Origin of the sequence: Ruegeria sp. HKCCA6707 (assembly GCF_013033515.1) — a bacterium.
Lineage (GTDB): Bacteria > Pseudomonadota > Alphaproteobacteria > Rhodobacterales > Rhodobacteraceae > Ruegeria.
The window spans coordinates 60,062-84,594 of record NZ_WQEG01000009.1 but is presented as its reverse complement, the minus strand read 5'-3'; the positions used below and the strand labels follow the sequence as shown (position 1 = coordinate 84,594).

Annotated in this window: 25 protein-coding genes; 14 read left to right on the top strand and 11 right to left on the bottom strand. The window is 57.4% G+C overall.

Features of this window, described 5'->3' with window-relative positions; translation table 11 throughout:
- The first annotated feature begins 121 nt into the window (after window positions 1–121).
- The gene (gene carB, locus GOW40_RS18210; RefSeq protein WP_171133255.1) at window positions 122–3,466 is read left to right on the top strand and encodes a carbamoyl-phosphate synthase large subunit; all 3,345 of its coding nucleotides are present in this window, start codon (window positions 122–124) and stop codon (window positions 3,464–3,466) included.
- Window positions 3,467–3,661: 195 nt separating this feature from the next.
- The gene (locus GOW40_RS18205; RefSeq protein ID WP_171133256.1) at window positions 3,662–4,786 is read left to right on the top strand and encodes a beta-ketoacyl-ACP synthase III; all 1,125 of its coding nucleotides are present in this window, start codon (window positions 3,662–3,664) and stop codon (window positions 4,784–4,786) included.
- 187 nt (window positions 4,787–4,973) lie between these two features.
- Here GOW40_RS18205 and GOW40_RS18200 read toward each other — a convergent pair whose 3' ends face one another.
- Complete coding sequence (locus GOW40_RS18200; RefSeq protein ID WP_171101782.1) at window positions 4,974–5,435, bottom strand: hypothetical protein; 462 nt, start codon at window positions 5,433–5,435, stop codon at window positions 4,974–4,976.
- A 353-nt stretch (window positions 5,436–5,788) separates the two neighbouring features.
- Here GOW40_RS18200 and GOW40_RS18195 point away from each other — a divergent pair, with 353 nt between their 5' ends.
- On the top strand, window positions 5,789–6,388 hold the full coding sequence (locus tag GOW40_RS18195; protein WP_171133257.1) for a thymidine kinase: 600 nt from the start codon (window positions 5,789–5,791) through the stop codon (window positions 6,386–6,388).
- On the opposite strand, the gene GOW40_RS18190 is transcribed toward GOW40_RS18195, so the two are convergent.
- From GOW40_RS18190 to GOW40_RS18170, 5 genes are all read right to left on the bottom strand, one after another.
- Window positions 6,364–7,314 (bottom strand): D-glycerate dehydrogenase, encoded by a 951-nt coding sequence (locus GOW40_RS18190; RefSeq protein ID WP_171133258.1) that lies wholly within the window; start codon window positions 7,312–7,314, stop codon window positions 6,364–6,366. The two genes, GOW40_RS18195 and GOW40_RS18190, sit on opposite strands and share 25 nt — an antisense overlap.
- The gene (locus tag GOW40_RS18185) at window positions 7,314–7,652 is read right to left on the bottom strand and encodes a tRNA-binding protein (RefSeq protein ID WP_171101779.1); all 339 of its coding nucleotides are present in this window, start codon (window positions 7,650–7,652) and stop codon (window positions 7,314–7,316) included. Before GOW40_RS18185 ends, GOW40_RS18190 begins: the two co-directional genes overlap by 1 nt.
- The gene (gene proC, locus GOW40_RS18180; RefSeq protein WP_171133259.1) at window positions 7,645–8,460 is read right to left on the bottom strand and encodes a pyrroline-5-carboxylate reductase; all 816 of its coding nucleotides are present in this window, start codon (window positions 8,458–8,460) and stop codon (window positions 7,645–7,647) included. Before proC ends, GOW40_RS18185 begins: the two co-directional genes overlap by 8 nt.
- Window positions 8,461–8,496: 36 nt before the next feature.
- Entirely contained in the window at window positions 8,497–8,997 is a 501-nt protein-coding gene (locus GOW40_RS18175; RefSeq protein WP_171101777.1) for a YbjN domain-containing protein, read from the bottom strand.
- A 320-nt stretch (window positions 8,998–9,317) separates the two neighbouring features.
- A complete protein-coding gene (locus tag GOW40_RS18170; protein WP_171133260.1) occupies window positions 9,318–9,566 on the bottom strand; it encodes an accessory factor UbiK family protein in 249 nt (82 codons plus the stop codon).
- Window positions 9,567–9,663: 97 nt separating this feature from the next.
- On the opposite strand from GOW40_RS18170, the gene lgt reads away from it, so the two are divergent.
- The 4 genes from lgt (at window position 9,664) to GOW40_RS18150 (ending at window position 13,863) form a co-directional block, all read left to right on the top strand.
- Window positions 9,664–10,551: a prolipoprotein diacylglyceryl transferase gene (gene lgt / locus GOW40_RS18165; RefSeq protein ID WP_171133261.1), complete on the top strand. Its 888-nt coding sequence runs from the start codon at window positions 9,664–9,666 to the stop codon at window positions 10,549–10,551.
- A complete protein-coding gene (locus tag GOW40_RS18160; protein ID WP_171133262.1) occupies window positions 10,548–11,615 on the top strand; it encodes a class I SAM-dependent methyltransferase in 1,068 nt (355 codons plus the stop codon). Before lgt ends, GOW40_RS18160 begins: the two co-directional genes overlap by 4 nt.
- Window positions 11,612–12,370 (top strand): peptidoglycan editing factor PgeF, encoded by a 759-nt coding sequence (gene pgeF / locus GOW40_RS18155; protein ID WP_171133263.1) that lies wholly within the window; start codon window positions 11,612–11,614, stop codon window positions 12,368–12,370. The genes GOW40_RS18160 and pgeF overlap by 4 nt, the downstream gene beginning before the upstream one ends.
- Window positions 12,371–13,080: 710 nt before the next feature.
- A complete protein-coding gene (locus GOW40_RS18150; protein WP_171133264.1) occupies window positions 13,081–13,863 on the top strand; it encodes a Hint domain-containing protein in 783 nt (260 codons plus the stop codon).
- A gap of 120 nt (window positions 13,864–13,983) precedes the next feature.
- On the opposite strand, the gene GOW40_RS18145 is transcribed toward GOW40_RS18150, so the two are convergent.
- Window positions 13,984–14,484 (bottom strand): Lrp/AsnC family transcriptional regulator, encoded by a 501-nt coding sequence (locus GOW40_RS18145; RefSeq protein ID WP_171133265.1) that lies wholly within the window; start codon window positions 14,482–14,484, stop codon window positions 13,984–13,986.
- A gap of 227 nt (window positions 14,485–14,711) precedes the next feature.
- On the opposite strand from GOW40_RS18145, the gene trxB reads away from it, so the two are divergent.
- The 4 genes from trxB to GOW40_RS18125 all read left to right on the top strand — a co-directional run bounded on the left by trxB (window position 14,712) and on the right by GOW40_RS18125 (window position 20,343).
- A complete protein-coding gene (gene trxB, locus GOW40_RS18140; RefSeq protein WP_171101771.1) occupies window positions 14,712–15,653 on the top strand; it encodes a thioredoxin-disulfide reductase in 942 nt (313 codons plus the stop codon).
- A 116-nt stretch (window positions 15,654–15,769) separates the two neighbouring features.
- On the top strand, window positions 15,770–17,455 hold the full coding sequence (locus GOW40_RS18135; RefSeq protein ID WP_171133266.1) for an adenylate/guanylate cyclase domain-containing protein: 1,686 nt from the start codon (window positions 15,770–15,772) through the stop codon (window positions 17,453–17,455).
- A 200-nt stretch (window positions 17,456–17,655) separates the two neighbouring features.
- Window positions 17,656–19,374: a bifunctional sulfate adenylyltransferase/adenylylsulfate kinase gene (locus GOW40_RS18130; protein ID WP_171133267.1), complete on the top strand. Its 1,719-nt coding sequence runs from the start codon at window positions 17,656–17,658 to the stop codon at window positions 19,372–19,374.
- 78 nt (window positions 19,375–19,452) lie between these two features.
- Window positions 19,453–20,343, top strand: a complete 891-nt coding sequence (locus tag GOW40_RS18125) for a hypothetical protein (RefSeq protein WP_254444503.1) — start codon at window positions 19,453–19,455, stop codon at window positions 20,341–20,343.
- On the opposite strand, the gene GOW40_RS18120 is transcribed toward GOW40_RS18125, so the two are convergent.
- The 4 genes from GOW40_RS18120 to GOW40_RS18105 all read right to left on the bottom strand — a co-directional run bounded on the left by GOW40_RS18120 (window position 20,340) and on the right by GOW40_RS18105 (window position 22,830).
- Window positions 20,340–21,209 carry a hypothetical protein gene (locus GOW40_RS18120; protein WP_171133269.1) on the bottom strand — a complete coding sequence of 290 codons (870 nt, stop codon included), beginning with the start codon at window positions 21,207–21,209 and terminating at the stop codon, window positions 20,340–20,342. The genes GOW40_RS18125 and GOW40_RS18120 overlap by 4 nt on opposite strands.
- Window positions 21,206–22,093: a PhzF family phenazine biosynthesis protein gene (locus tag GOW40_RS18115; RefSeq protein WP_171133270.1), complete on the bottom strand. Its 888-nt coding sequence runs from the start codon at window positions 22,091–22,093 to the stop codon at window positions 21,206–21,208. The genes GOW40_RS18120 and GOW40_RS18115 overlap by 4 nt, the downstream gene beginning before the upstream one ends.
- 93 nt (window positions 22,094–22,186) lie before the next feature.
- Window positions 22,187–22,411, bottom strand: a complete 225-nt coding sequence (locus GOW40_RS18110; protein ID WP_171101765.1) for a DUF1150 family protein — start codon at window positions 22,409–22,411, stop codon at window positions 22,187–22,189.
- A 5-nt stretch (window positions 22,412–22,416) separates the two neighbouring features.
- The gene (locus GOW40_RS18105; RefSeq protein WP_058275530.1) at window positions 22,417–22,830 is read right to left on the bottom strand and encodes an Hsp20 family protein; all 414 of its coding nucleotides are present in this window, start codon (window positions 22,828–22,830) and stop codon (window positions 22,417–22,419) included.
- A 163-nt stretch (window positions 22,831–22,993) separates the two neighbouring features.
- On the opposite strand from GOW40_RS18105, the gene GOW40_RS18100 reads away from it, so the two are divergent.
- From GOW40_RS18100 to GOW40_RS18090, 3 genes are all read left to right on the top strand, one after another.
- Window positions 22,994–23,218, top strand: coding sequence for a YdcH family protein (locus GOW40_RS18100; RefSeq protein ID WP_050604880.1), 225 nt, complete (start codon window positions 22,994–22,996; stop codon window positions 23,216–23,218).
- Between the two features lie 76 nt (window positions 23,219–23,294).
- Window positions 23,295–23,780, top strand: coding sequence for a 5-(carboxyamino)imidazole ribonucleotide mutase (gene purE / locus GOW40_RS18095; RefSeq protein WP_171101764.1), 486 nt, complete (start codon window positions 23,295–23,297; stop codon window positions 23,778–23,780).
- Window positions 23,777–24,532: an NAD(P)-binding domain-containing protein gene (locus tag GOW40_RS18090; RefSeq protein WP_171133271.1), complete on the top strand. Its 756-nt coding sequence runs from the start codon at window positions 23,777–23,779 to the stop codon at window positions 24,530–24,532. The genes purE and GOW40_RS18090 overlap by 4 nt, the downstream gene beginning before the upstream one ends.
- Window position 24,533 lies beyond the last annotated feature (1 nt).

The following is a 24,533-nucleotide window of genomic DNA, read 5'->3' as shown; positions in this document are numbered from 1 at the left end:
AAGCGGCAATTTCACATCTGTTTCCGATCCCCCTTGCACCTTTTCGCCCGGTCCCTATAACGCAGGACAATTTGGGCGCTGGGGCGGCGCCCTGACTCGCAGACATCAAAGGAACAAGGCCATGCCGAGAAGAACCGACATCCAGTCGATCATGATCATCGGGGCAGGCCCCATTGTCATCGGTCAGGCCTGCGAGTTCGACTATTCCGGTGCTCAGGCGTGTAAGGCGCTGCGCGAGGAAGGGTATCGGGTCATTCTGGTAAACTCGAACCCCGCGACGATCATGACGGACCCGGAACTGGCCGACGCAACCTATATTGAGCCGATCACGCCCGAAGTTGTGGCCAAGATCATCGAAAAGGAACGCCCCGACGCACTGCTGCCCACCATGGGCGGGCAAACCGGCCTGAACACTTCGCTCGCGCTTGAAGAAATGGGCGTGCTCGAAGAGTTTGGGGTCGAGATGATCGGCGCCAAGCGCGACGCCATCGAAATGGCCGAAGACCGCAAGCTGTTCCGCGAGGCGATGGACCGGCTGGGTCTGGAAAATCCCAAAGCCACGATTGTGACGGCTCCTAAGAAAGAAGACGGCAGCGCCGATCTGGATGCGGGCGTGCAAATTGCGCTGGATGAGCTGGAAGAGATCGGCCTGCCCGCGATCATTCGCCCGGCCTTTACGCTGGGCGGCACCGGCGGTGGCGTGGCCTATAACCGCGAGGATTATATCCATTTCTGCCGCTCGGGCATGGATGCGTCGCCGGTGAACCAGATCCTTGTGGATGAAAGCCTGTTGGGATGGAAAGAATACGAGATGGAAGTTGTGCGTGACACCGCCGACAACGCCATCATCGTCTGTTCCATCGAAAACGTTGACCCGATGGGCGTTCATACTGGTGACTCGATCACCGTGGCCCCGGCGCTGACGCTGACTGACAAGGAATATCAGATCATGCGCAACGGCTCGATCGCCGTTCTGCGCGAGATCGGGGTTGAGACCGGTGGCTCGAACGTACAGTGGGCGATCAACCCGGAAGATGGCCGCATGGTTGTGATCGAGATGAACCCGCGCGTGTCGCGCTCCTCGGCGCTGGCATCCAAGGCGACCGGTTTCCCGATTGCAAAGATCGCTGCAAAACTGGCTGTGGGCTATACGCTGGATGAGTTGGACAATGACATCACCAAGGTCACGCCAGCGTCGTTTGAGCCGACCATTGACTATGTGGTCACCAAGATCCCGAAATTCGCCTTCGAGAAATTCCCCGGGTCCGAACCGTACCTGACCACCGCGATGAAATCGGTGGGTGAGGCTATGTCCATCGGTCGTACGATCCACGAATCCATGCAAAAGGCGCTGGCTTCGATGGAATCGGGGCTGACCGGCTTTGATGAGATCGAAATCCCGGGCCTGAACGTCGGTGTTTGGGAAGAGGCCGATGATAAAGCTGCGGTAATCAAAGCGATCAGCCAGCAAACGCCCGACCGTCTGCGTACCATCGCGCAAGCCATGCGCCATGGTTTGACAGATGATGAGATTTTTGGCGTCACCAAGTTCGACCCCTGGTTCTTGGCCCGCATCCGCGAGATCATCGAGGCCGAGCGTCAAGTCCGCAAAGACGGTCTGCCGATGACCGAAGATGGTATTCGCAAGCTGAAAATGCTGGGCTTCACCGATGCGCGTCTGGGCAACCTGACCGGTCGGGATGAGGCGAATGTGCGCCGCGCCCGGCGCAATCTGGGTGTGACGGCCGTGTTCAAGCGCATCGATACATGCGCAGCCGAGTTCGAGGCGCAGACACCTTATATGTATTCCACCTATGAGGCCCCGATGATGGGCGAGGTCGAATGCGAAGCGCGGCCCAGTGACCGCAAAAAGGTTGTCATTCTGGGCGGCGGCCCCAACCGGATCGGTCAGGGGATCGAGTTCGATTATTGCTGCTGCCACGCCTGTTTTGCGCTGACCGATGCGGGCTATGAGACGATCATGGTCAACTGCAACCCCGAGACCGTTTCGACCGACTATGACACCTCGGACCGGCTGTATTTTGAACCGCTGACCTTTGAGCACGTGATGGAAATCCTGACCAAAGAGCAGGAGAACGGCACCCTGCACGGTGTGATCGTTCAGTTCGGCGGTCAGACGCCGTTGAAACTGGCCAACGCGCTTGAGGCCGAGGGCATCCCGATCCTGGGCACGACACCGGACGCCATCGACCTGGCCGAAGACCGTGAACGGTTCCAGGCGCTGGTCAATGAATTGGGGCTGAAACAGCCCAAGAACGGCATCGCCTCGACCGACGAACAAGCGCTGGAGATCGCCGAAAAGATCGGCTTCCCGCTGGTGATCCGCCCTTCTTACGTTCTGGGCGGTCGCGCGATGGAGATTGTGCGCGATATGGATCAACTGCGGCGTTACATTAACGAGGCCGTGGTGGTTTCGGGCGACAGCCCGGTCCTGCTCGACAGCTATCTGGCTGGAGCGGTTGAGCTGGATGTGGACGCGCTTTGTGATGGGGCTGACGTGCATGTCGCCGGCATCATGCAGCATATCGAAGAGGCGGGCGTGCATTCGGGCGACAGCGCTTGTTCTTTGCCACCCTATTCGCTGTCCAAAGAGATCATTGATCAGATCAAGGATCAAACGTTCAAACTGGCCAAAGCGCTGAACGTGGTCGGGCTGATGAATGTGCAGTTTGCGATCAAGGATGACGAGATCTTTCTGATCGAAGTGAACCCCCGCGCCAGCCGCACCGTGCCCTTTGTGGCCAAAGCCACCGACAGCGCCATCGCCTCAATCGCCGCACGCGTCATGGCCGGAGAGAAACTGTCCGGCTTCCCGATGCGCCCGGCCTATAAAACGGTTGATGATACCAAGATTGCGGATCAAATGACTTTGGCCGACCCGGATATGCCTTGGTTCTCGGTCAAAGAGGCAGTGCTGCCTTTTGCCCGTTTCCCGGGTGTTGACACAATTCTGGGCCCCGAGATGCGCTCGACCGGTGAAGTCATGGGTTGGGATCGCAGCTTCCCCCGCGCCTTCCTGAAGGCGCAGATGGGGGCTGGCATGGTCCTGCCGTCGTCGGGCACCGCCTTTATCTCGATCAAGGACGCTGACAAAGGCGCAGACATGCTGGAAGCCGCCCGCGTTCTGGTGGATCAGGGCTTTAAGCTGGTCGCAACACGCGGCACACAAAGCTGGCTTGACGCTGAAGGCGTGCCCTGCGGTGTGGTCAACAAAGTCTATGAAGGCCGCCCGGATGTCACAGACCTGATGAAAGATGGCGGGGTTCAGCTGGTCATGAACTCAACCGAAGGTGCGCAGGCGGTCGAAGATAGCCGCTCGATCCGCTCTATCGCGCTTTATGACAAGATCCCTTATTACACCACCGCTGCGGCCAGCTATGCCGCTGCTTTGGCCATCAAGGCGCAGGCCGAAGGGGATGTTGAGGTTCGATCCTTGCAAGGCTGATCGATCAACTCAAGAACCACTTAAGACCCCGGCCCGGTGCCGGGGTTTTGCGTTTCAAACACATCGTGCTCGAGCTCCGTGGCAAGAATCGACGCCGAAAGTGACCGGAAACCCCTATTCCCTTGGGTCAACATCTCTTGATCAAAACGGTCTGTGACTGCATTTTGAGCAAATCTGAAAAATTCAGGACCCGCTATGTATACGCCAGCCATCACTGGAACCGGTGTTTTCACACCTCAGAGCAGTATTTCCAATGCCGAGCTTGTTGTTGCGTTCAACGCCTATGCCGACCGCAAGAACGCCGAAAACGCGCAAGCCATCGCTGCGGGTGAAATCGAGCCGATGCAACACTCGTCAGAGGAATTCATCGTCAAGGCATCGGGCATCGAGAACCGATATGTGATGGACAAATCCGGCGTGCTGGACCCTGAAATCATGCATCCAAGCCTACGGCAGCGCGACGATAACGACCCAGGCATCATGACAGAGATGGCGGTCGATGCCTGCAACAAGGCACTGGCGCAGGCGGGGCGTCGCGCGGAAGATGTCGATCTGGTGATCTGCGCGGCCTCGAACCACGAACGCGCCTATCCCGCGATCGCTATCGAAATCCAGCAGGCGCTCGGCATTGACGGGTTTGGGTTCGACATGAATGTCGCCTGTTCGTCTGCGACCTTCGGTATCCAGGCCGCTGCTGACATGATCCGGTCCGGCTCGGTCCGCGCAGCACTGGTTGTGAACCCCGAGATCTGCTCGGGCCATCTGGAATGGCGAGACCGCGATTGTCATTTCATCTTTGGCGACGTGGCAACGGCCACTCTGATCGAACGCATCGAAGACGCTCAAGGCCCACATTTCGAGATCCTGTCGACGCGATGCGCCACCCAGTTTTCCAACAATATCCGTAACAACAACGGCTTCCTGCGCAGGTCACGCCCAGATGGTCTGGTTGACCGGCGCGATATGCAGTTCATGCAAAACGGTCGCAAAGTGTTCAAAGAAGTGCTGCCGATGGTCAGCAAGCATATCTCAGATCACATGGAGTCCGAGGGGATTGCCAGTGGCGACCTCAAGCGTTTGTGGCTGCATCAGGCGAACAAGACCATGAACGACTTTATCGGCAAAAAGGTTCTCGGCCGAGAACCCGAGGCCGATGAACAGCCCAACATCCTGCAAGATTACGCGAATACCTCATCCGCCGGATCGATCATCGCGTTTTCGAAATACTCGGATGATCTTGAGGATGGCGACCACGGTCTGATCTGCTCGTTTGGCGCCGGATATTCAGTGGGTTCGGTGATCGTGAAACGGTGCGAGTGAGGTGAAGACGCGCCGGTCTCCGCCGCCAAGCCAGAACTCAAATCTCGATATCAATATAGCAATGCCTTACCCGGACTTAGGAGAGTCGAAATCGGCGCTTCGTCGGAAGTATGGTTTTCCTAGCTGTCTAATGCCGAAAGCAAACGGATGACCCATACAAACTGACTGGTTAGAAAATTCCGCAAGCTCAGCTCACGCTTTCTTCTTCCAGGTGCAGCTTCATCTCGATCAGAACCTGCTGCAACATGCTGGTTTCTTTCAACAAGCGCTTTGCTTCGTTGACGGTGATGATCCCGTCTTCGATTGCCGCCTGGTATTCGGTCATCAGCATCGCGAAACGCTGGCTCAGCGCGATGACGTCCGAGTTTACACCACCGGTGCGTGGCTCGCTGCTGTTGCGACCGTCGTAAGACAAAGTGATGTTCTTAAGATCAGCCAAGGCAGATGTGACATGCGGATAATTGGCTGCGTTTTCAAGCTTGGCCACCGAATCCACTGGCATGAACCTGTCGGCGTGCTCGGCATTGTCCGAATAATACCGACCCAAAGTTGCCTTGGATTTTCCGGTTATCTCACATGCGGCCTCAATGCCAACGTCCTTAACAAGTGCTTCTGTATGCTTCTTCAGATAGGCCCCGATATCCGCCATTTTTTAACCTTTACTGCCTGCGTCCCGTCCCCGGCCTGTCCGTGCAGGGGAATGGGCAGGGAAATTTCCCATATTTATTTAGTAATTGAAATGCCATCTTTTGGCTATCCCTCAGAGATGCAGGGATTTTGTGAGTGAGTGGCGGTTTTTTTCGAACCGGTAAAGAGTTTGCATGGAACAATTTTCAGTTTCATGCCGGTATGGCCAATTCTTGGTCACGGGCGCCGTCGTTGCAGGAACCGGGTATCCATCCCCAAAGAGCTTTTGCTCAGCCCGGATCCCAGCAGCGGCGTCGTCGATTCTGGTAAACGAGATGTCTTGCCGACCGGGATGAGGCCAATTAGACCACCATCATGGCCAAGCTCTACTTCAATTATTCCACCATGAATGCGGGCAAATCGACCGTGTTGCTGCAGGCGTCACACAATTATCGCGAACGCGGTATGGACACCTATCTGATGACTGCGGCGATTGACGGGCGCGCGGGCACCGGACGCATCGCATCGAGGATCGGGATATCCGAACAGGCTGACACGTTTACACCAACCGACGATATTTTCGGCATGATCAACACGCGCCTGTCGCAAGGTCAGGTTGCCTGCGTTTTCGTCGATGAAGCTCAGTTTCTGACCGAAGAACAGGTTTGGCAGTTGGCTCTGGCGGTTGATGAGCTGAACGTTCCGGTTCTTGCATATGGTCTAAGGGTCGATTTTCAGGGCAAACTTTTCCCCGGATCAGCAACATTGCTGGCTTTGGCTGATGAAATGCGAGAGGTCCGCACAATCTGCAAATGCGGGCGCAAGGCGACCATGGTGATCCGTCAGGACGAAGCCGGTAAGGCAATCACCGAAGGCGCGCAGGTTCAGATCGGCGGGAACGAGACCTATGTCTCGCTGTGCCGTAAACACTGGCGCGAAGCGATGGATGGTCAGACCGGATTGGGTAAGGGCTGACCCGCGATAAAGGCCGCGACATTGTCGAGCACCATATGTCCCATGCCCGAGCGCACCTCTTCGGTCGCGGTACCCAGATGCGGCAACAGCGTTACCGTCTCAAGATCGCTCAGCGCTGTTGGGACACGCGGCTCGAACTCATAGACATCAAGGCCAGCCCCCGCGATTTGGCGCGATTGCAACGCCTCAATCAGCGCGGCCTCATCGACCACTTCGCCCCGTGCGATGTTAATCAGAATGCCCGACGGTTTCATCGCCGCCAAAATATCGGCATCAATCAGGTGTTCGGTCTCGGCGCCACCGGGCACAGCCAAGACCAAAAAGTCTGAACTTGACGCGAGGGAACGCAAATCGCTTAAAAACTCAGCAGGAAAGTCCAGCTCTTTGGCGCTGCGTGAGAAATACCCGACCGACATGCCAAACCCATAATGGCAACGACGGGCTATCGCCTGCCCGATTCGCCCCATCCCGACAATGCCCACCCGTTTTCCCGTCACATGATGGCCCAGCATTTGAGTCGGATGCCAACCCTGCCAGTTTCCGCTGCGCACAAGGCGTTCACCTTCGCCCGCGCGCCGTGCGGTTGTCAAAAGCAGCGTCATGGCAATGTCTGCCGTGGCATCCGTCACCGCGCCGGGCGTGTTTGTAACCTCAATACCCGAAGCCCGCGCAGCCACCACATCGATATGATTGAAACCCACACCAAAATTGGCCAGCAGCCGGCATCGAGGTTGATCTGCCTTCGCGAAAATCTGGGCCGAGAACTGATCTCCCAAAGTGGGCACCACCACGTCAAATTCGTGCAGCGCTTGCAGCATTTCCTGCTCGGTCAAAGGCTGAGTGTTTTCGCGAAACTCGACGTCAAACTCTGTACGCGCACGAGCTTCGACGGCTGCTGTCATAGGCCGGGCGATGAACAGTTTCATCAATGCATCCGCCCGCCGACCGGAACCTCTCCATCTGGGCCGATCAGAACGATTTCGCCCGTCTCATCCGGCAAGCCCAGCACCAGAACCTCGGACATGAACTTACCGATCTGGCGCGGCGGAAAATTGACAACTGCCATCACTTGCTTTCCGACTAATGCCTGCGGATCGTAGTGCGCCGTGATCTGGGCCGAGGTCTTGCGCTCACCGATCTCATCCCCGAAATCGATCCACATCTTGATCGCCGGTTTGCGGGCTTCGGGAAAGGGTTCGGCGCGGATGACCTGACCCACACGGATATCGACTTTCAGAAAGTCATCAAAACTGATCTCACTCACGCGAAAGCTCCTTGGATCGGTCTGTGGCGGCTTTGACCGCCCGGTGCAACAGGTTCGGGAATCCATCCTCCGAGTGCATAAGCACTTCAAGCGCGGCCTGTGTCGTGCCATTGGGCGATGTCACGTTGACCCGCAGTTGCGACGGGTCTTCTTCAGCCGCCACCGCCAACGCCCCTGCCCCGGCAACAGTCGCTTTGGCCAATCGCATTGCCAAGTCTGAGGGCAGCCCTTGGGCCTCACCTGCCGCGGCCAGAGTTTCGATCAGGTGAAAGACATAGGCCGGGCCAGAACCGCTGAGCCCTGTAACCGCGTCCATCTGTGCTTCGCTGTCCAAACGGACGGTCTCACCAACGGCTGATAGCAGGTTTTCCGCAAGCGCGATATCGGCATCGGACGCGGTCGCATTCCCAATCAAGGCGGTGATGCCCTGCCGGATCGCAGCTGGTGTGTTCGGCATGGCGCGCACAATCGGGGTGCCACCGCCCAGGACAGATTCGAAACTGGCAATCGAGGTGCCGGCTGCGACCGAGACGAACAGGCTGCGACCACCGCCCAGCGCTTTGATGGCAGGCAAGGCCTCGCCCATCATTTGGGGTTTCACGGCGACCAGCACCACTGCAGGCGCTTCGGGCAAGGGTGTGTTGATATTGACACCCTGCGCTTTCAGCCAGTCTGATGGAAAAGGATCGATCACCCAGACCGATGACGCAGGAAGGCCATGATCTAGCCAACCGGCGAGCATGGCCGACCCCATCTTGCCGCATCCCAGAAGCACCAGCCCCTGTTCGGCGACGCGTGACATGTCCATGATTGCCCCTCTCCTCAGTTGGTTCGGGGCAAAGCTTTACGCGCGGCCATAGGCCTCTGCAATGGCGACTTGCATCGCGTCTTCAGCAGACCGGTTCCCCCAGGTTACCAGTTGGATCGCGGGGTAATAGCGCTCGGCGCTCAGAACGGCGGCGTTGATCATCGTGTCTATCTGATCGGGGCTGGCCATCTGACCACCGGCCAGCACCAGACCATAGCGATAGACCATCAGTTTCTGGTTGGCCCAATAGGTGAACGCCCCCGCCCAGCATTGATCGTTCATGCGGTTCAGCAATTCATAAAGCTGGGGCTCGCGTTCGGTCGGCGGCTCCATCTCGAACGAGCATACCATGCGCAGTGTTTCGTCATAGTTCGACCACGCCAGGGTAATCGAATAAGTGCGCCACTGACCTTCCACCGCCATGGCGATCTGATCATCCCCGATCCGGTCAAAATCCCAGTCGTGATGTTCAGCAAGATGTTCAACAATATCGATCGGATGAAGGTCTTCTTCGAGAAACTGCTCGGAAAGGGCCATAATGCAACCTCACTAGTCTCTAGCATTCTGGGGTCGGCAGCGCCCCAGCGCTAGTTGCCTGCTCAACAAGCCGGGCTTCCCCCGTTGGCTTGTACTAGATATGGTGCGCCGGGTTGCTTTGCCTGACAACCCCATTTCTTGGGGATAACATCAATAAGTTGTGGACAGCCGGACACGGCGTCCAAAATATTGGCGCCGCAGGAAGCTTTGACTTGATTAAATCCTGGGATGCGTCAAACTACACCTCACCGCTCAACCGCATGTGCGATTGCGCGACAGAAGCGTTGTCCAAAAACTTGAAATACCCGAAGGCGAAGGTGCTATTTGTCCAGCTTCGCTTCCAGCGCGGCGATGCGGGCCTCAAGTGCCGCGTTTTCTTCGCGCGCCCTCTGCGCCATGGCACGCACAGCATCGAACTCTTCCCGCGTGACGAAATCACGATCCGCCAACCAGCGGTCGATCATCGACTTCATCGCGTTTTCGGCCTCTTCCCGCGCGCCCTGCGCCACGCCCATGGCGTTGGTCATCAGTTGGGAAACATCGTCCAAAATCTTGTTGCGGGTCTGCATGGTGTCACTCCGAAATCTGGGCTGCTCTCTATATGGGGAAAGAAAGCGCCGGGCTCAAGGTTGACTTGCCCCACAAAGCCCGGGCAATGAGACGCATATGCAGGCTGTGTTAAATTTCCCCGATCTATCGCCCGAAGTTTTCTCGATCGCTCTGTTCGGGATGCAGTTTTCGCTGCGGTGGTATGCGTTGGCTTACATTGTCGGCATTCTGATCGCCTGGCGAATGGCGATCATCGCGCTGCGGCGACCGAACTTATGGCCCGACAAAACACCCCCGATGCAGCCCGGTCAGGTCGAAGATCTGATCACCTGGATCATTCTGGGCGTCATCCTGGGTGGGCGGCTGGGATTCGTTCTGTTTTACGAGCCCACCTATTACCTCTCCCACCCGCTTGAAATTTTGAAAGTCTGGCAAGGCGGGATGTCCTTTCACGGCGGCCTTCTGGGCGTCATTGTTGTGGCCTTTGTCTATGCCAAGCGCCACAATATCCCGCCCCTTTCGATGGGGGATCTGGTCGCCCACACCGTGCCGCCCGGGCTGTTTTTGGGCAGGTTGGCCAATTTCAACAATACCGAACTTTGGGGCCGCCCATCGGAACTGCCCTGGGCTGTTGTTTTCCCCGGCGCGGCGGCACAGGACTGTCCAGGTGTTGTCGCGGGGCTATGCGCGCGGCACCCTTCGCAGCTTTATGAGGCTTTGCTTGAAGGCCTGCTGCTGGGCGCCCTACTGGTCTGGCTCGCCTATCGGCGTGGTGCATTTCACAAGCCAGGCCTTGTCATGGGCGCGTTTCTGGCGGGATATGGCCTCTCGCGCTTTATCGTCGAATTTTTCCGCCAACCAGACGCCCAATTCGTGTCACCAGGAAACCCGCTGGGGTTGGCTTTTCATGTCGGCGGTTATGGCCTGACGATGGGGCAGTTGCTTTCGCTGCCCATGATTGCCATCGGGCTTTGGTTTGCTCTCAGGGCGCGCACCCGCGCATGAGCTTGCTCGATCACCTTATAGAACGTATCGCGCAAGACGGCCCTATGACCGTTGCCGAATATATGAGTACCTGTTTGATGCACCCCAAGTTCGGTTATTACGCCACACGCGACCCGCTTGGGCAGAAGGGGGATTTCACCACTGCCCCTGAGATCAGCCAAATGTTTGGCGAATTGATCGGTCTGTCGTTGGCACAATGCTGGCTGGATCAGGGGCAGCCGAAAGACTGCGTGTTGCTGGAGCTTGGACCCGGACGCGGTACACTGATGGCCGACATATTGCGTGCCACCCGAGGTGTTCCCGGCTTTCACGCAGCCTTGCAGGTGACGCTGTTCGAAGCCTCGCCTGTTTTGCGTGCCGCTCAGGCCAAAACACTGAAAGGCTATGACCCGGACTGGATCGATACGCTTGACGCCTTGCCCGACGGGCCTGTCTTTATGGTGGCCAATGAATTTTTTGACGCCCTGCCGATCCGACAATTCGTGAAAGATGGCGACAGCTGGCGCGAACGTCTGATTGGATCAAACGGGACGACCCTGAGCTTTGGCTTGGGGGCAACCGCGCCGCAACCAGCTTTGCAAGCACGTCTGGACAACACCGAAGACGGAGACCTGGTTGAGCTTTGCACCCCCGCGCGACCCGTCATCGAAACCTTGTCAAACCGTATCGCTTCGCATGGGGGTGCGGGGTTGATCATCGACTATGGCGACTGGCATTCGCTTGGCGATACGTTTCAGGCCCTGCGCGCCCACACGCGTGCGGACCCGCTGGAACGCCCGGGTCAAGCCGACCTGACCGCACATGTGGATTTCGAACCCTTGGCGGCCACCATTCGCGCGCATGGGTGCTGCCATACGCGCCTGACACCGCAAGGTGTGTTCTTGGAACGGCTGGGCATAACTACGCGCGCGCAAGCGCTGGCGTCCAATTTGGCGGGTGAGGCACTTGATGGTCTGATTGCAGCACATCGACGGTTGACGCATCCCGATGAAATGGGAAACCTGTTCAAAGTACTGGGTCTCTACCCCCAGCACGCATCGCCACCACCGGGATTGGAACCATGACCTTGGAAATTCTGACTTCGGATATGCTGTCACCCGTCCGTCACGGGTTCTTCAGCCGCCGCGGCGGCGCGTCTTCGGGGATTTTTTCGGGTTTGAACTGCGGGCTTGGGTCCTCGGATCAGACTGAAGCTGTCGCGCTGAACCGTCGACGCGTGGCGGAAGCCATGGAGGTTGATCCGCAGGCCTTGGTTGGCGTGCATCAGGTCCACTCGCCCACCGTAGTGACTATTGATTCCCCCCTGAACGGTGACAAACCCAAAGCGGATGCAGTTGTCACTGCCACCCCAGGGCTTGTGCTAACCATTCTGACCGCCGATTGCCAGCCTGTTCTGTTTGCTGATCCTGACGCAAATGTGATCGGCGCTGCACATGCGGGATGGCGCGGCGCGTTGGATGGCGTGTTGGAGGCTACTCTTGATGCCATGGAGGCTCTGGGGGCTCGCCGCGAAAACACCTGCGCGGTGATTGGACCGTCAATCTCACAACGCGCCTATGAGGTCGGACCGGAACTCATGGACAGCTTCATGATGGAGACGCCTGAGAATGCCCGTTTCTTTGCAGGCGGGACCGGAGATCGCCTGCAATTCGACCTGCCGGGATATGGTTTGAACAAACTGCGTGAGGCCGGTGTCAAATCCGCCGAATGGACCCGCCATTGCACCTATTCCGACCCTGACAGATTCTATTCATATCGGCGCTCGACTCATGCCAAAGAAGCCGACTATGGCCGCCTGATTTCAGCGATCAGGTTATAGAGTTAGACGCAATTAAGGCAGCTTTGCCAACTTTCCGCCACATTTATTGTGTTTATTTTTCGCAGAATCGTATGAGTTTTTTCCGGTCCTCAAGTGGTTGTAACGCCACGCTTTCAGGGGCACTGGATTTGTTAGTGAATGAGGTGCCGCAGACCTTCAATTTGTCCTCAATTCATCCTGAAACAGCCTTATCTGTGCCGCAAAGCCCGGTCACAAAGGAGTTACAAAGGATGCCAGGGCTTCTTGCCCCAAAGACAAGAGCAGGACAGAAAATGAAGACAAGATCCCGTTTTCTTCGCGCTGTGATCGCAAGCGCTCAGATCCTGCAACCAGAAATGCCTTGGAAACGAGTTTCCAGCGGCTCTGTCAGGGTAGCACGTCGATTGGCTGAGCGTCGCTGACACAAGAAATAAGTCGGGAATATCTGTCACTTCCCGAACTAGATGAGAATACCGCATCAGGCTTGGCTCTGACCTGATGCCGGAAGCTGCCAAGAGCCAAAAGGCGCAGACCAGTTTTGTCTGCTTAGTAAGAGTATGTCTGGGGGTCGGTAGAGTGAACAGTTTGTTATGGTTTTCTGAGAAGACGGTGCGCTGCACAGGCGACGTAGTGAACAGCTTACGCAGCCCGGGCAGAGACGACACTGGTTGGGCAATGTTGTTCGGGGGTTCAACGGCTTGGCCTGCACAATGCGAGGGGACGGAATAAAGATGAACATTCCAAACACACTGTCTCGTGCAGCTCGGAACGCGGTCGAAACATCGGCCATGTTGCGTGAAGCGCCAAGACAGGGAACAAAACAAAAAGCGCAGCTGCGGCGCTATGAGGTGAGCACACTTCTGAGCAATGGCGAGGTAACACAGACCCGCCACATTGCCCCGGCCTTACCGATGTTCGAAGATGCTTTCTGCGCCTTTACCCGAGGATCGATTGTGGAAACCACTCAAGGTCCGATGGCTATCGAAGATCTGCTGCCCGGTGACGAAGTGCAGACACAAGATGGCGGTTCGCAGCCAGTTGTTTGGAAAGGGTCCGTAACGCTTGTTCCCGGGCGCGAAGATTCACGCGGCCGCATGCGCCCATTGACGCGCATCATGGCCGACACTTTCGGCATGCAAAAACCGATGTCTGGAGTGATCACAGGTCCTGCGGCCCGGCTTCTCGGTGTGCCAGCACATTTGCGGCATCTAAGCGGCGGCCAACCTATGTTATGTCCCGTCAGCGAGTTCCAGGATGGGATGAACGTCATCGAAACGCTACCGCCCACACCGGTCGAGCTGTTTCACATTTGCGTACCGCGACATTCCGTTATTCAAGTCGATGGGCTGCAGTTCGAAACCTATCACCCTGGTACGAACGCAGTGCGAATGATCAGTCAATCCTTGCGCGCGGTCTATCTGAACCTGTTCGCGCATATTGACACATTAAGCGATTTCGGACCGCTGCTGATGCCGCGCGCCGGAGATGGAGAGGTGGACGCAATTACAGCGTGAGCCACAGAATTGAAACTGCAAGTCGTGGGGGCATTATGCAGATATTATTAGGCTGGGTTTTTTCCTTGGCGGTGGTCGCTTGGCTGCCGCCTCGAATCCCCGAAGCGGAACATCTGGGTGTTAGGCCGTTCGGTTCATACGGTCTTCCAGGACATCGAATGGCACGCCTGGCTCGTCTTTGGCACCGCGAATAACAAGTGACGTTTTAACACTTGCCACATTGGGTGTTGTCAGCAGTTCCCCGGTCAGGAACTGCTGAAAACTGCTTAGATCAGGGGCGACACATTTCAGCATGAAGTCGACTTCACCGTTCAGCATGTGACATTCGCGAATCAAGGGCCATTCCTGACACCGCGCCTCAAACGCGCTGAGTTCAGATTCGGCCTGGCTCTCCAATCCGACCATTGCAAATACCTGAACTTCGAACCCAAGCTCGCGTGCGTTGACCTCGGCGTGATACCCGCGGATAAAACCCGATTCTTCCAGTGTCCTGACACGCCGCAAACAGGGCGGCGCGGAAATTCCAACGCGTTTCGCCAGTTCCACATTGGTCATACGCCCATCGGCCTGCAATTCCGCCAGTATCTTGCGGTCTATTTCGTCCAGCCGGGTGGTGACCATTATTTGCTCCTCAAATTTTTGGTTGTTATATCAGCACCCCCAAAAGGCGCAATATTCTTTCGCATCAGAGCAATAATCTTTGCTCCATCCTGTAAGAACCAGATGTTGCGCGTTCGATTTTTCATCAATTTGACCCCGACTGAAGGGGGTTTAAGCCCGGCGCGGGCATCGCTATATCCAACCGCATTGGGGCGTTGCGCCCGCACGGCAGATCAATTGGGGGAACCATGGCCGAGACACGACATACCAAAGTTCTGATCATCGGCTCGGGCCCGGCCGGATATACCGCCGGCGTTTATGCCAGTCGTGCGATGTTGCAGCCCATTCTGGTTCAAGGGATCGAACCCGGTGGTCAGCTGACAACAACAACCGAGGTCGAGAACTGGCCAGGCGACACCGAAGTACAGGGCCCCGATCTGATGGTGCGCATGCAAGATCATGCCAAGGCCATGGGCTGTGAGGTCATTGGCGACATCATCAACGATCTGGACCTAAGCCAGCGCCCGTTCACCGCCAAAGGCGACAGCGGAACCGTCTATACCGCCGATGCGGTCATTCTGGCCACCGGCGCCCGGGCCAAGTGGTTAGGACTGCCGTCAGAAGAGAAATTCAAGGGCTTTGGCGTTTCAGCCTGCGCAACCTGTGACGGCTTCTTCTATCGCGGGCAGGAAATTGTTGTGATCGGCGGCGGGAACACAGCGGTCGAAGAAGCGCTGTTTCTGACCAACTTCGCCAGCAAAGTGACCCTTATTCACCGCCGCGATGAGTTGCGGGCCGAAAAGATCCTGCAAAACCGCCTGCTCAAGCACGAAAAGATCGAACCGCTCTGGTTTCACGAACTGGATGAGGTGATCGGGACGGACGCCCCGCTGGGCGTCGAAGGCGTCCGCGTGAAACACGTCAAAACCGGTGAGGTGACCGAAATCCCCTGTAAAGGCGTCTTTGTCGCCATCGGTCACGCTCCGGCCAATGAGTTGGTCAAGGATGCGCTTGAAACCCATATGGGCGGGTATGTGGTGACCAAGCCCGGCTCGACCGAAACATCGATTCCCGGAGTTTTTGCCGCCGGTGACCTAACCGACCATATCTATCGCCAAGCCGTCACGAGTGCCGGGATGGGATGTATGGCCGCGCTGGATGCCGAACGGTTTCTGGCCGAACAGGACTGACCTGCACAAGTCGGGTTCTGCAAGACCCATCACGATCAAGATCAGGAGGGGTCTATTGACCCCTGCCCCTTGGCATCCCAAAATCCTGATAGACAAAACGACGACAGGTGAGATCGGTGGCGAGCATTCTATGGCGCGGCGGATGGGCGAGCCGGCTTAGGATCGCTAGCGGCCTTGTGCTGTTTGTCTTTGCGTTTTTCCACTTCTTGAATATCGGTATGGGACTGTTCCACACCGACCTGCTGCATGACATGCAGGACGGGCGGAAATTCGTCACGCGCCATAACATCATGAGTGCGATACTCTATGTGGCGCTTGTGACCCATGCGGGTTTGGCCCTTATCTCGATCGCCCAACGCCGCACTTTGCGCATGCCGTTTTCGCTGGCATTGCAGGCAGTTCTGGGGCTGTTGATCCCGTTACAATTGATCACCCATATCGTTCAGACCCGCTATGCCCATGAGGTTTTCGACGTCAACGATGAGATGGGTTATATCATCATCCTGATGTGGCCCAGCACTGCGATCTGGACCCAAAGCCTGCTATTGCTGATCGTCTGGATCCATGGCTGCATCGGGCTGCACATGTGGCTGCGCCTGACCAGGTGGTGGGGGTCGCTTGTTCCTTATCTGATCGGATTTGCGGTTTTTGTTCCCGCTTTCGCCCTGTCCGGTGTTTTGACCGAAGGACGCCGTCTCTGGTCTGATTTCGCCGATCCTTTTCTACGTGAGCAGTATATCGAGCACTATAACTGGCCGACACAGGACGAATTTGCAGCGCTGTTTGCGGTCGGCGACACCTCTAAGAAAGTGTTCTGGGGGCTGCTTGCCTTGACCGCGTTGACCTATTTCGGTCGCAAGCTGTGGCGGCGGCGGCATTCGGTCCATGTGCGCTATGTCAATGGCCCCGATGTCACTTCTGAAAAGGGCATGACATTGCTTGAGATGTCTCAGTCAAATGGGGTTCCCCATACCGCGCTGTGCGGGGGCAAAGGCCGTTGTACGACCTGCCGGGTGATCGTCGAGGACGGCGCGGGCAAACTGCCACCACCCAGTGAGGCCGAAGCGCGCAGCCTTGCTGCTGTCGGTGCTGCTGAAGGCACGCGGCTGGCCTGCCAGTTGCGCCCGACAGAGCCGCTGACCGTGTTTCGGGTATTTCGCCCCGAAGGCGGGCGCGACCGCGCGCACGCAAGCCAGGGGCAGGAACGGCAACTGGCCGTGCTGTTTCTGGACATGCGTGGGTTTACCGCGCGCACCACAGGTCAGTTACCCTATGATATCGTATTCCTGCTGAACCGGTTTTTTGACGCCATTGTCCCATCAATCACCGCCCATGGTGGAACCGTCGACAAATACATGGGTGACGGGTTGCTTGCGATGTTCGAGACCCCCGATGCCGAAAGCTCGGCCCGGGCCAGTCTTGCGGCTGCGGCGGATATCGGCCGTGCTTTGGCGCGGTTCAACCAACAGCTTGAAGCCGAAGGCAGCCCCGCCATTCGCATCGGCATGGGTTTGCACTTGGGCGATTTGGTACTTGGTGAAATCGGTGCGGCCAAACACGCGCCCCGGACCATCATTGGTGACGCGGTCAACGTCGCCAGCCGTCTGGAAGGTGAGACCAAGGCGCTGAGTGTCGAGCTTTTGGCTTCGGCAAAAGTTCTTCAAGCGGCCGGCATAGAACCAGACCGCTCTCAACTGCGAGAATTCCGGCTGCGGGGTGTGGCAGACCCGGTTCCTGCACTTCCCCTGAAACACGCAGTAGATCTTGATGCTCTGACCGCCCCGGAAGAACAGATCGCCTAGACGCCGACCGGCCATCAAAATACTGCCGACAATCTGTCACCTATTGGCTGGAATCTGGAATACTCTGTCCAAAACCGGCAAAATAAGCGCATTTCGTCCTTTGTTCGCCGACATCTCTGGACATTGCGCTCAGACCGGGGCAAATGCGCGACGAAACTATCCGCAACGCCGCCACGGCACATGTCCCTAAGAGTATTACGATGACGATGTTAAACAATTTGGCCCCGATCCCAGAACTCTATGTTTCTTACGAATCTGCACAAAAGCTGAAGGTCGAAGCGGCTGACCTTACCAGCTGGGATTTGACACCACGCCAAATCTGCGACCTCGAACTGTTGATGAATGGCGGCTTCAATCCGCTCAAGGGATTTCTGAGCGAAGCAGACTATGACAGCGTTGTCGACACCATGCGCTTGGCCGATGGCACGCTATGGCCGATGCCGATCACGCTGGATGTAAACGAAGAGTTTGCCGACAGCATCGAACTGGGCCAGGATATCGCGTTGCGCGACCAAGAAGGCGTGATCCTGGGCACGATGACTGTGACCGACCGTTGGACGCCCAACAAAGCGCGCGAAGCCGAAATGGTCTTTGGTGCCGATGACGATGCGCATCCGGCTGTGAATTATCTGCACAATGTTGCGGGCAAGGTTTATTTGGGTGGCCCTGTGACCGGGATCCAGCAGCCGATCCACTACGATTTTCGCGCCCGCCGCGACACACCGAACGAGCTGCGGGCCTATTTCCGCAAGCTGGGCTGGCGTCGCATCGTTGCGTTCCAGACCCGCAACCCGCTGCACCGCGCGCACCAGGAACTGACTTTCCGCGCAGCCAAAGAAGCGCAGGCCAACCTGCTGATCCACCCGGTTGTCGGCATGACCAAACCGGGCGATGTCGACCATTTCACCCGCGTGCGCTGCTATGAGGCGGTGCTGGACAAATACCCGGCCTCGACGACCTCGATGTCGCTGCTGAACCTGGCGATGCGTATGGCTGGCCCGCGCGAGGCCGTTTGGCATGGGCTGATCCGTGCGAACCATGGCTGCACTCATTTCATCGTGGGCCGCGACCACGCCGGCCCCGGCAAGAACAGCCAGGGCGAAGATTTCTACGGCCCCTATGACGCGCAGGACCTGTTCCGCAAATTCCAGGATGAGATCGGCATCGAAATGGTCGATTTCAAACACATGGTCTATGTGCAGGAGCGCGCGCAATACGAGCCGAATGACGAGATCGAAGATCGCGACAATGTCACGATCCTGAACATCTCAGGCACCGAGCTGCGTCGCCGTCTGGCAGAAGGTCTGGAAATCCCTGAATGGTTCAGCTTCCCCGAGGTTGTGGCCGAGTTGCGCAAGACCAAGCCGCCGCGCAGCCAGCAGGGCTTTACTGTGTTCTTCACCGGCTTCTCGGGGTCGGGCAAATCCACCATCGCCAATGCCTTGATGGTCAAACTGATGGAGATGGGTGGCCGTCCTGTCACCCTGCTCGATGGGGACATCGTGCGTAAGAACCTGTCGTCGGAGCTGGGTTTCTCGAAAGAGCACCGCGATCTGAACATCCGTCGCATTGGTTATGTGGCCTCTGAGATCACCAAGAACGGTGGCATCGCGATCTGCGCCCCGATCGCGCCTTACGCCACCACCCGCCGCGCGGTCCGGGAAGAGATCGAAGCCTTTGGTGCATTCTGCGAGGTTCATGTCGCCACCAGCATCGAGGAATGCGAACGCCGTGACCGTAAGGGTCTCTACAAACTGGCGCGCGAAGGCAAGATCAAAGAGTTCACCGGCATCTCAGACCCCTATGATGTGCCTGAAAACCCCGAGCTCAGCGTCGAGACAGAAAATGTCGATGTCGACAACTGCGCCCACCAGGTATTGCTGAAGCTGGAAAGCATGGGCTTGATCGCCGCGTCCTGAGGGCCGACAAAATGATTTCAAAAGCCTCCGGTTTCCGGGGGCTTTTTTTGTGGCGATTGACAAACCTGGTCGCGGTCGATGCAATTGTCAGGCCATGCAAGCGAACCGCATATGAATACTGCCCTGCCCACTATCGCCGGTTTCTGGTACGGATCAGACCTGAGCTGGCTGGAGGCGCTATGCATTCGCTCTTATCTGGATCGCGGCCACCGGTTCGTTCTGTATACATCTCATCCTGTCGCAGGCCTCCCAGACGGGACCGAGATGCGTCCTGCCGCGGATATACTTTGGCCCCCACCGTTTGCAATGGATCACACGGACAGGCTGAAGGTCGCAGTTTTCTCGGATCTTTTTCGACTTCGACTGTCTCATTTGACAGATTTCATCTGGGTCGATTTGGATGCCTATTGCGTCAAACCTTTCGCATTCTCATCGGTTTATGTTTTCGGTCGGTCGCAAACGGGTGAGTTTCCCAATGGCGTCCTGCGCCTGCCCCCAACCTCGCGGGCTCTCGAGCTCATGCTGGCATTTCTGACCTCGCCGAACCCGACACAGCCCTGGCGCGGACCTCGGATGCAGCGCAGAAACATACAACGTGTTCGACAAGGCGAGAGCTGGGGGATCGAGTCGTTGCCCTGGGGCAGTTCCGGCCCTAAAGCGTTGCAACACTTTCTGACGCAGACCGACGAAGACCGATATGCAATGGAAGCGGATGTGTTTTATCCGCTGGCTAAGGCCGATTTCCTCCACTTGCACGACCCGGCTGTTCGGACCAGCCAGATCGAACGACCAAACGTCCATTCGGTTCACGTTTATGGCCATCAAAAGAAGCTTCTTTCGCAGACGGCAAATGGTTTGCCATTTGTCGGGTCATATCTGCATCGCTTGTGTCAGAGGCACGGGATCGAACCAGAGGCCAATCCGATCCGACCGGTGGGGTGGCTGGCACCATCTGCCACCGAGCATTAGTCTGCCTTCACTTGTTCCAACAGGGTACGTGCGGCGCGGGATTCGAAATCGCCATAATCGGCTGCCACTGGTTGTATCGCCTGCAAGCGCGGCAAACGCGTCGCATAGTCCTGCGGCGATGTCGACTGAATGGCGCGCTGAATTTCCGCCTCGGACTCGCACAGGATCATGCCTGAAGTGTCAAAGAAATCATCAATATTCGGGCAGCCCCAATAGATGGGTACCGTGCCGCACAGGATCGCGTCGGTGAGTTTTTCGGAAAAGTAATTCCGCTCACGCACGTTTTCGATCACCACGGAATACCGATACGGGGCCAGACCGTCGGATTTATATTCGAACGGTGTATAGCCGCGCCCCATGATATCGATATCGGCGCCAGTTTCGCGCGCCCAGTCAATCACCTTGTGGCGCAGTTGATGGCCTTCCAGATCACGCTTGGCAGACGCGATCAGAGAACAGTTTCTTGTTTTCTCTGCCGATAACTCTTGCCAATCCGGCACCATCGTCACGCCATAGGGCAGAAACACCGCATTGGGCAGCGACTTGAGCAGTACATCGTGAAACGTCATCACCCGAAAGAACCGCCGCCAAGTATAGCGCAGCATCCGGTCGTGCTTGCCGTGGATCGCCGAGGGCTCACCCATCATCAACGAGATTTGCGCCCGCGTGCCGCGACGCAGTTTGAGATGCACGCTTGAGTTCGGGAACATGATCAGATGATCGCTACGCTCAAGATCCCCAACCGTTTTGCCACGCAAACGATCCGGGCAGCCAAGTGGCCAGATCAGCTCGGCCAACGGTAGCTTGGCCAGAGAGGGGCCAAGCCGGTGACCATAGGGCAAAATTGCGATTGTGGGTTCGGTCACAGACCGGCCTCAGGCAGATCGACCTGGCCCCGCATCAAAATATGACCACGCCCCGCCACCTTGATACCGGTCATCGCCTCGGGCGGCCCGACACGAGTGACAGTAGCCTGACCGGGGCGGCCCATATCGTGGCCTTGCTCGGCGGTAAAACTGTCTTTGTTCATCAGCCCGTATTTCCACAGATAAGCCGCCATTGCACCGGTGGCTGATCCGGTAAACGGGTCCTCAGCCGGGTTTGGCGGGGCCATCAACAGGCGCGAGAACGTGACGCCTGCGTCTGTCGCGCCCTGAAGTGTGACCAGAAAAGGCTCGGCCATATCCGAACCGGAATGCCCCGCAGATTTGGCAACCTCGCGCAACGGCTCCTCGACCAGACGCGCGGCGCGCAATGCTGCATGATCGCGCAGAACGGTGATGCAAAACGGCAGACCGGTTGAGACAAATTGAGGCGGAGAGATGATCGCATCCACCGGCAGATCAACCGTCGCGGCCACCAGTTCAGCAGGCACATGGGCACCGAACTGGGGTGCCACCTGCGTCATCTCTATCTGATCCCCGTTCAGCTGGATGGCTACAATCCCGGCCCCCGTCTCGAGCGTCAGATGATCCCCTTGCACCAGCCCGCGCGACCGCATGGCCGCGACGGTGGCGATGGTTGGATGTCCGGCAAAAGGGATCTCGCGGCTGGCCAGAAAATACCGCACGCGAAGGTCGGCAATGTCGGAAGGCCCGGTAAACGTGCATTCGACCAGAGAAGTCTCACGGACATAGGCCTTGCAAACATCCTCGGGCAGCGCGGCCCCGCCATGCACAACAGCACATCCATTGCCACCAAAGGCGCGGTCGGTGAATGCATCTACCCAGTCAAAGTCGTACCAGCCCATGCCCTGCGCCCCTTTCCTTTGCAAAACCCATCAGGTTCCGCATATCTCGCCTTTGGGGCGGCAGATGTCACGTGGAAATCACAAGGGGCCGCTTCAGTGAACGGCCACCGGTGACAGGTCGTGCTGACGAGCCAGCACAAAGGCCAGCTTGCGATCGGCGACAAGCGCCAGTTGCTGGCCGTCTGAGTCGTGAACGGCGTAAAGCTGATCCAGATCGCCCGCCTGATCGCGCAGGTCGCTGGGCAAATCAGCGACATCAATTGTCTTTACATAGACGATGCGATCGCCTTCGGCGTTGATTTCAATCGGTGTATTCATTGCTCTTACCCCTTTCTTATGTTGATCGTTTGCACCACGGTTTCAGGCACGGCGCGGGTCAGGTCCACATGCAACAGACCGTTTTCCATGATCGCCTCGCCCACTTCCACGCCATCGGCCAGCACGAACATGCGCTGAAACTGTCGCGCCGCGATCCCGCGGTGCAGGAAAATGCGCCCTTCGCTGTCGTCGCGTTGACGGCCCCGGATCACCAATTGACGGTCTTCGATGGTGATCGACAGGTCCTCTTCGGCGAACCCGGCCACAGCCAGCGTGATCCGGTAGGAAAAATCCGATGTTTGTTCGATATTGTAGGGCGGGTACCCTTCATTGCCAGCCTTTGCAGACCGTTCCAGAAGGCGTTCCAGCTGCTCGAACCCCAAAAGATGCGGGTATGAGCCAAGAGTAAGTTTCGACACGTTTTTCGTCCTTTTTTGTCAAAGCGACGTCGGTTGAGGCCCCGTTCTGGCGACCATCTGATGTAGAATATGGGAAGAATACAGGATGTCCACAAGGTCTGGCGTGATAACGTCTGACACACTATCTTGTTTGCAACGCACCAGAACAAACCACGAGTCGCCAATGAACGCGCCCACAGACCTTTCCATGAAAACAGATGAAGTTCTGCGGGTCGAGCTTGAAGTTTTTCGCCGCCAGCACAGGGATTTGGATGAGGCGATTGAAGCGTTGCATGACCGTGGAACAGCTGATCAACTGACCTTGCGGCGTCTCAAGAAAGAGAAACTGCGGCTGAAAGACATCATTCGCATTATCGAAGATCGCCTGACACCAGATATCATCGCCTGAAGACCCTCTCGCTCATTGCCAGCCTTAGGGATTTGGCTATAGTGCGCGCTCTTTCTGAGCGCGGAGACAAAAGCGGATGAGCGATGTGAAAGTGGGGATCATCATGGGCAGCCAGTCGGATTGGCCCACGATGAAGGACGCTGCTGATATTCTGGACGAGTTGGGTGTCGCTTACGAGGCGCGCATCGTTTCGGCCCACCGCACGCCTGATCGGCTTTGGGACTATGGAAAGACCGCCGTGTCGCGCGGGTTGCAGGTTATCATCGCCGGTGCCGGAGGGGCCGCGCATTTGCCGGGTATGATGGCATCGAAAACTCGGGTGCCTGTCATCGGTGTGCCGGTTCAGACCCGCGCATTGTCGGGCGTCGATTCGCTCTATTCCATTGTGCAGATGCCCAAGGGCTTCCCTGTGGCAACCATGGCCATTGGATCGGCTGGGGCTATCAATGCAGGCCTGATGGCTGCCGGTATTCTCGCCTTGCAGGATGACGTGCTGGCGGGGCGGCTGGATGCCTGGCGCGCCGCCCTGTCAGATTCGATCCCGCAGGAACCGCAGGGATGAGCCGCATCGGGTTTATCGGAACCGGCCATATCGCCGCGCCGATGGCCCGCCTCTTGGCTGCCAGAGGGCATAAGGTTTCCGTCACTCGGCGCAATGTCGACGCATCGACTGAACTACAGCGCGAGATAGGCGCGCAGGTCGCGGACCCGCAGGGGGTAATAGACGCCTCGGACATCGTCTTTTTATGTCTGCGCCCGCAGGTCGCGTCCGACGTCTTGGCCCCGCTAAGCTTCCGCGCAGATCAGCGGATCGTTTCGGTGATGGCCTCTGTCTCAGCCCAGCAATTGGCGCAGCTATGCGCACCCGCGTCAAATTTCGTTCAGACCATCCCCTTGGGGTTTCTGGAAAACGGTGGCTGCCCGTTGGCAGCTTACGGCAATGACAGCGTTCTGGCCGAGTTGTTCGAGCCAGAAAACCCTGTTGTCAAAGTCGCGGATGAAGCCGCGTTGAACGCCCATTTTGCAATCTGCGCCATGGTTCCCGGCCTGCTCGATCTGATGGCCAGCGGCGCGGCCTGGTTGGGTCGCACAACCGGAGATGACGCCGGGGCCGAATTCTATACCACGCAGTTAATGGCAGGCTTTTTGGCGAATATGGACAAAGGTTCCGCCGGGCGCCTTGCACAGGAGCGGGATGATCTTGCGACAGATGGCACGCTCAGCCTGCAGATGACAGAGACATTGCGCGGCCACGGGGCGCATGACGCGCTGCGCGTGGCACTTGATGCAATCGGCAAACGTTTGGAGACTTGAA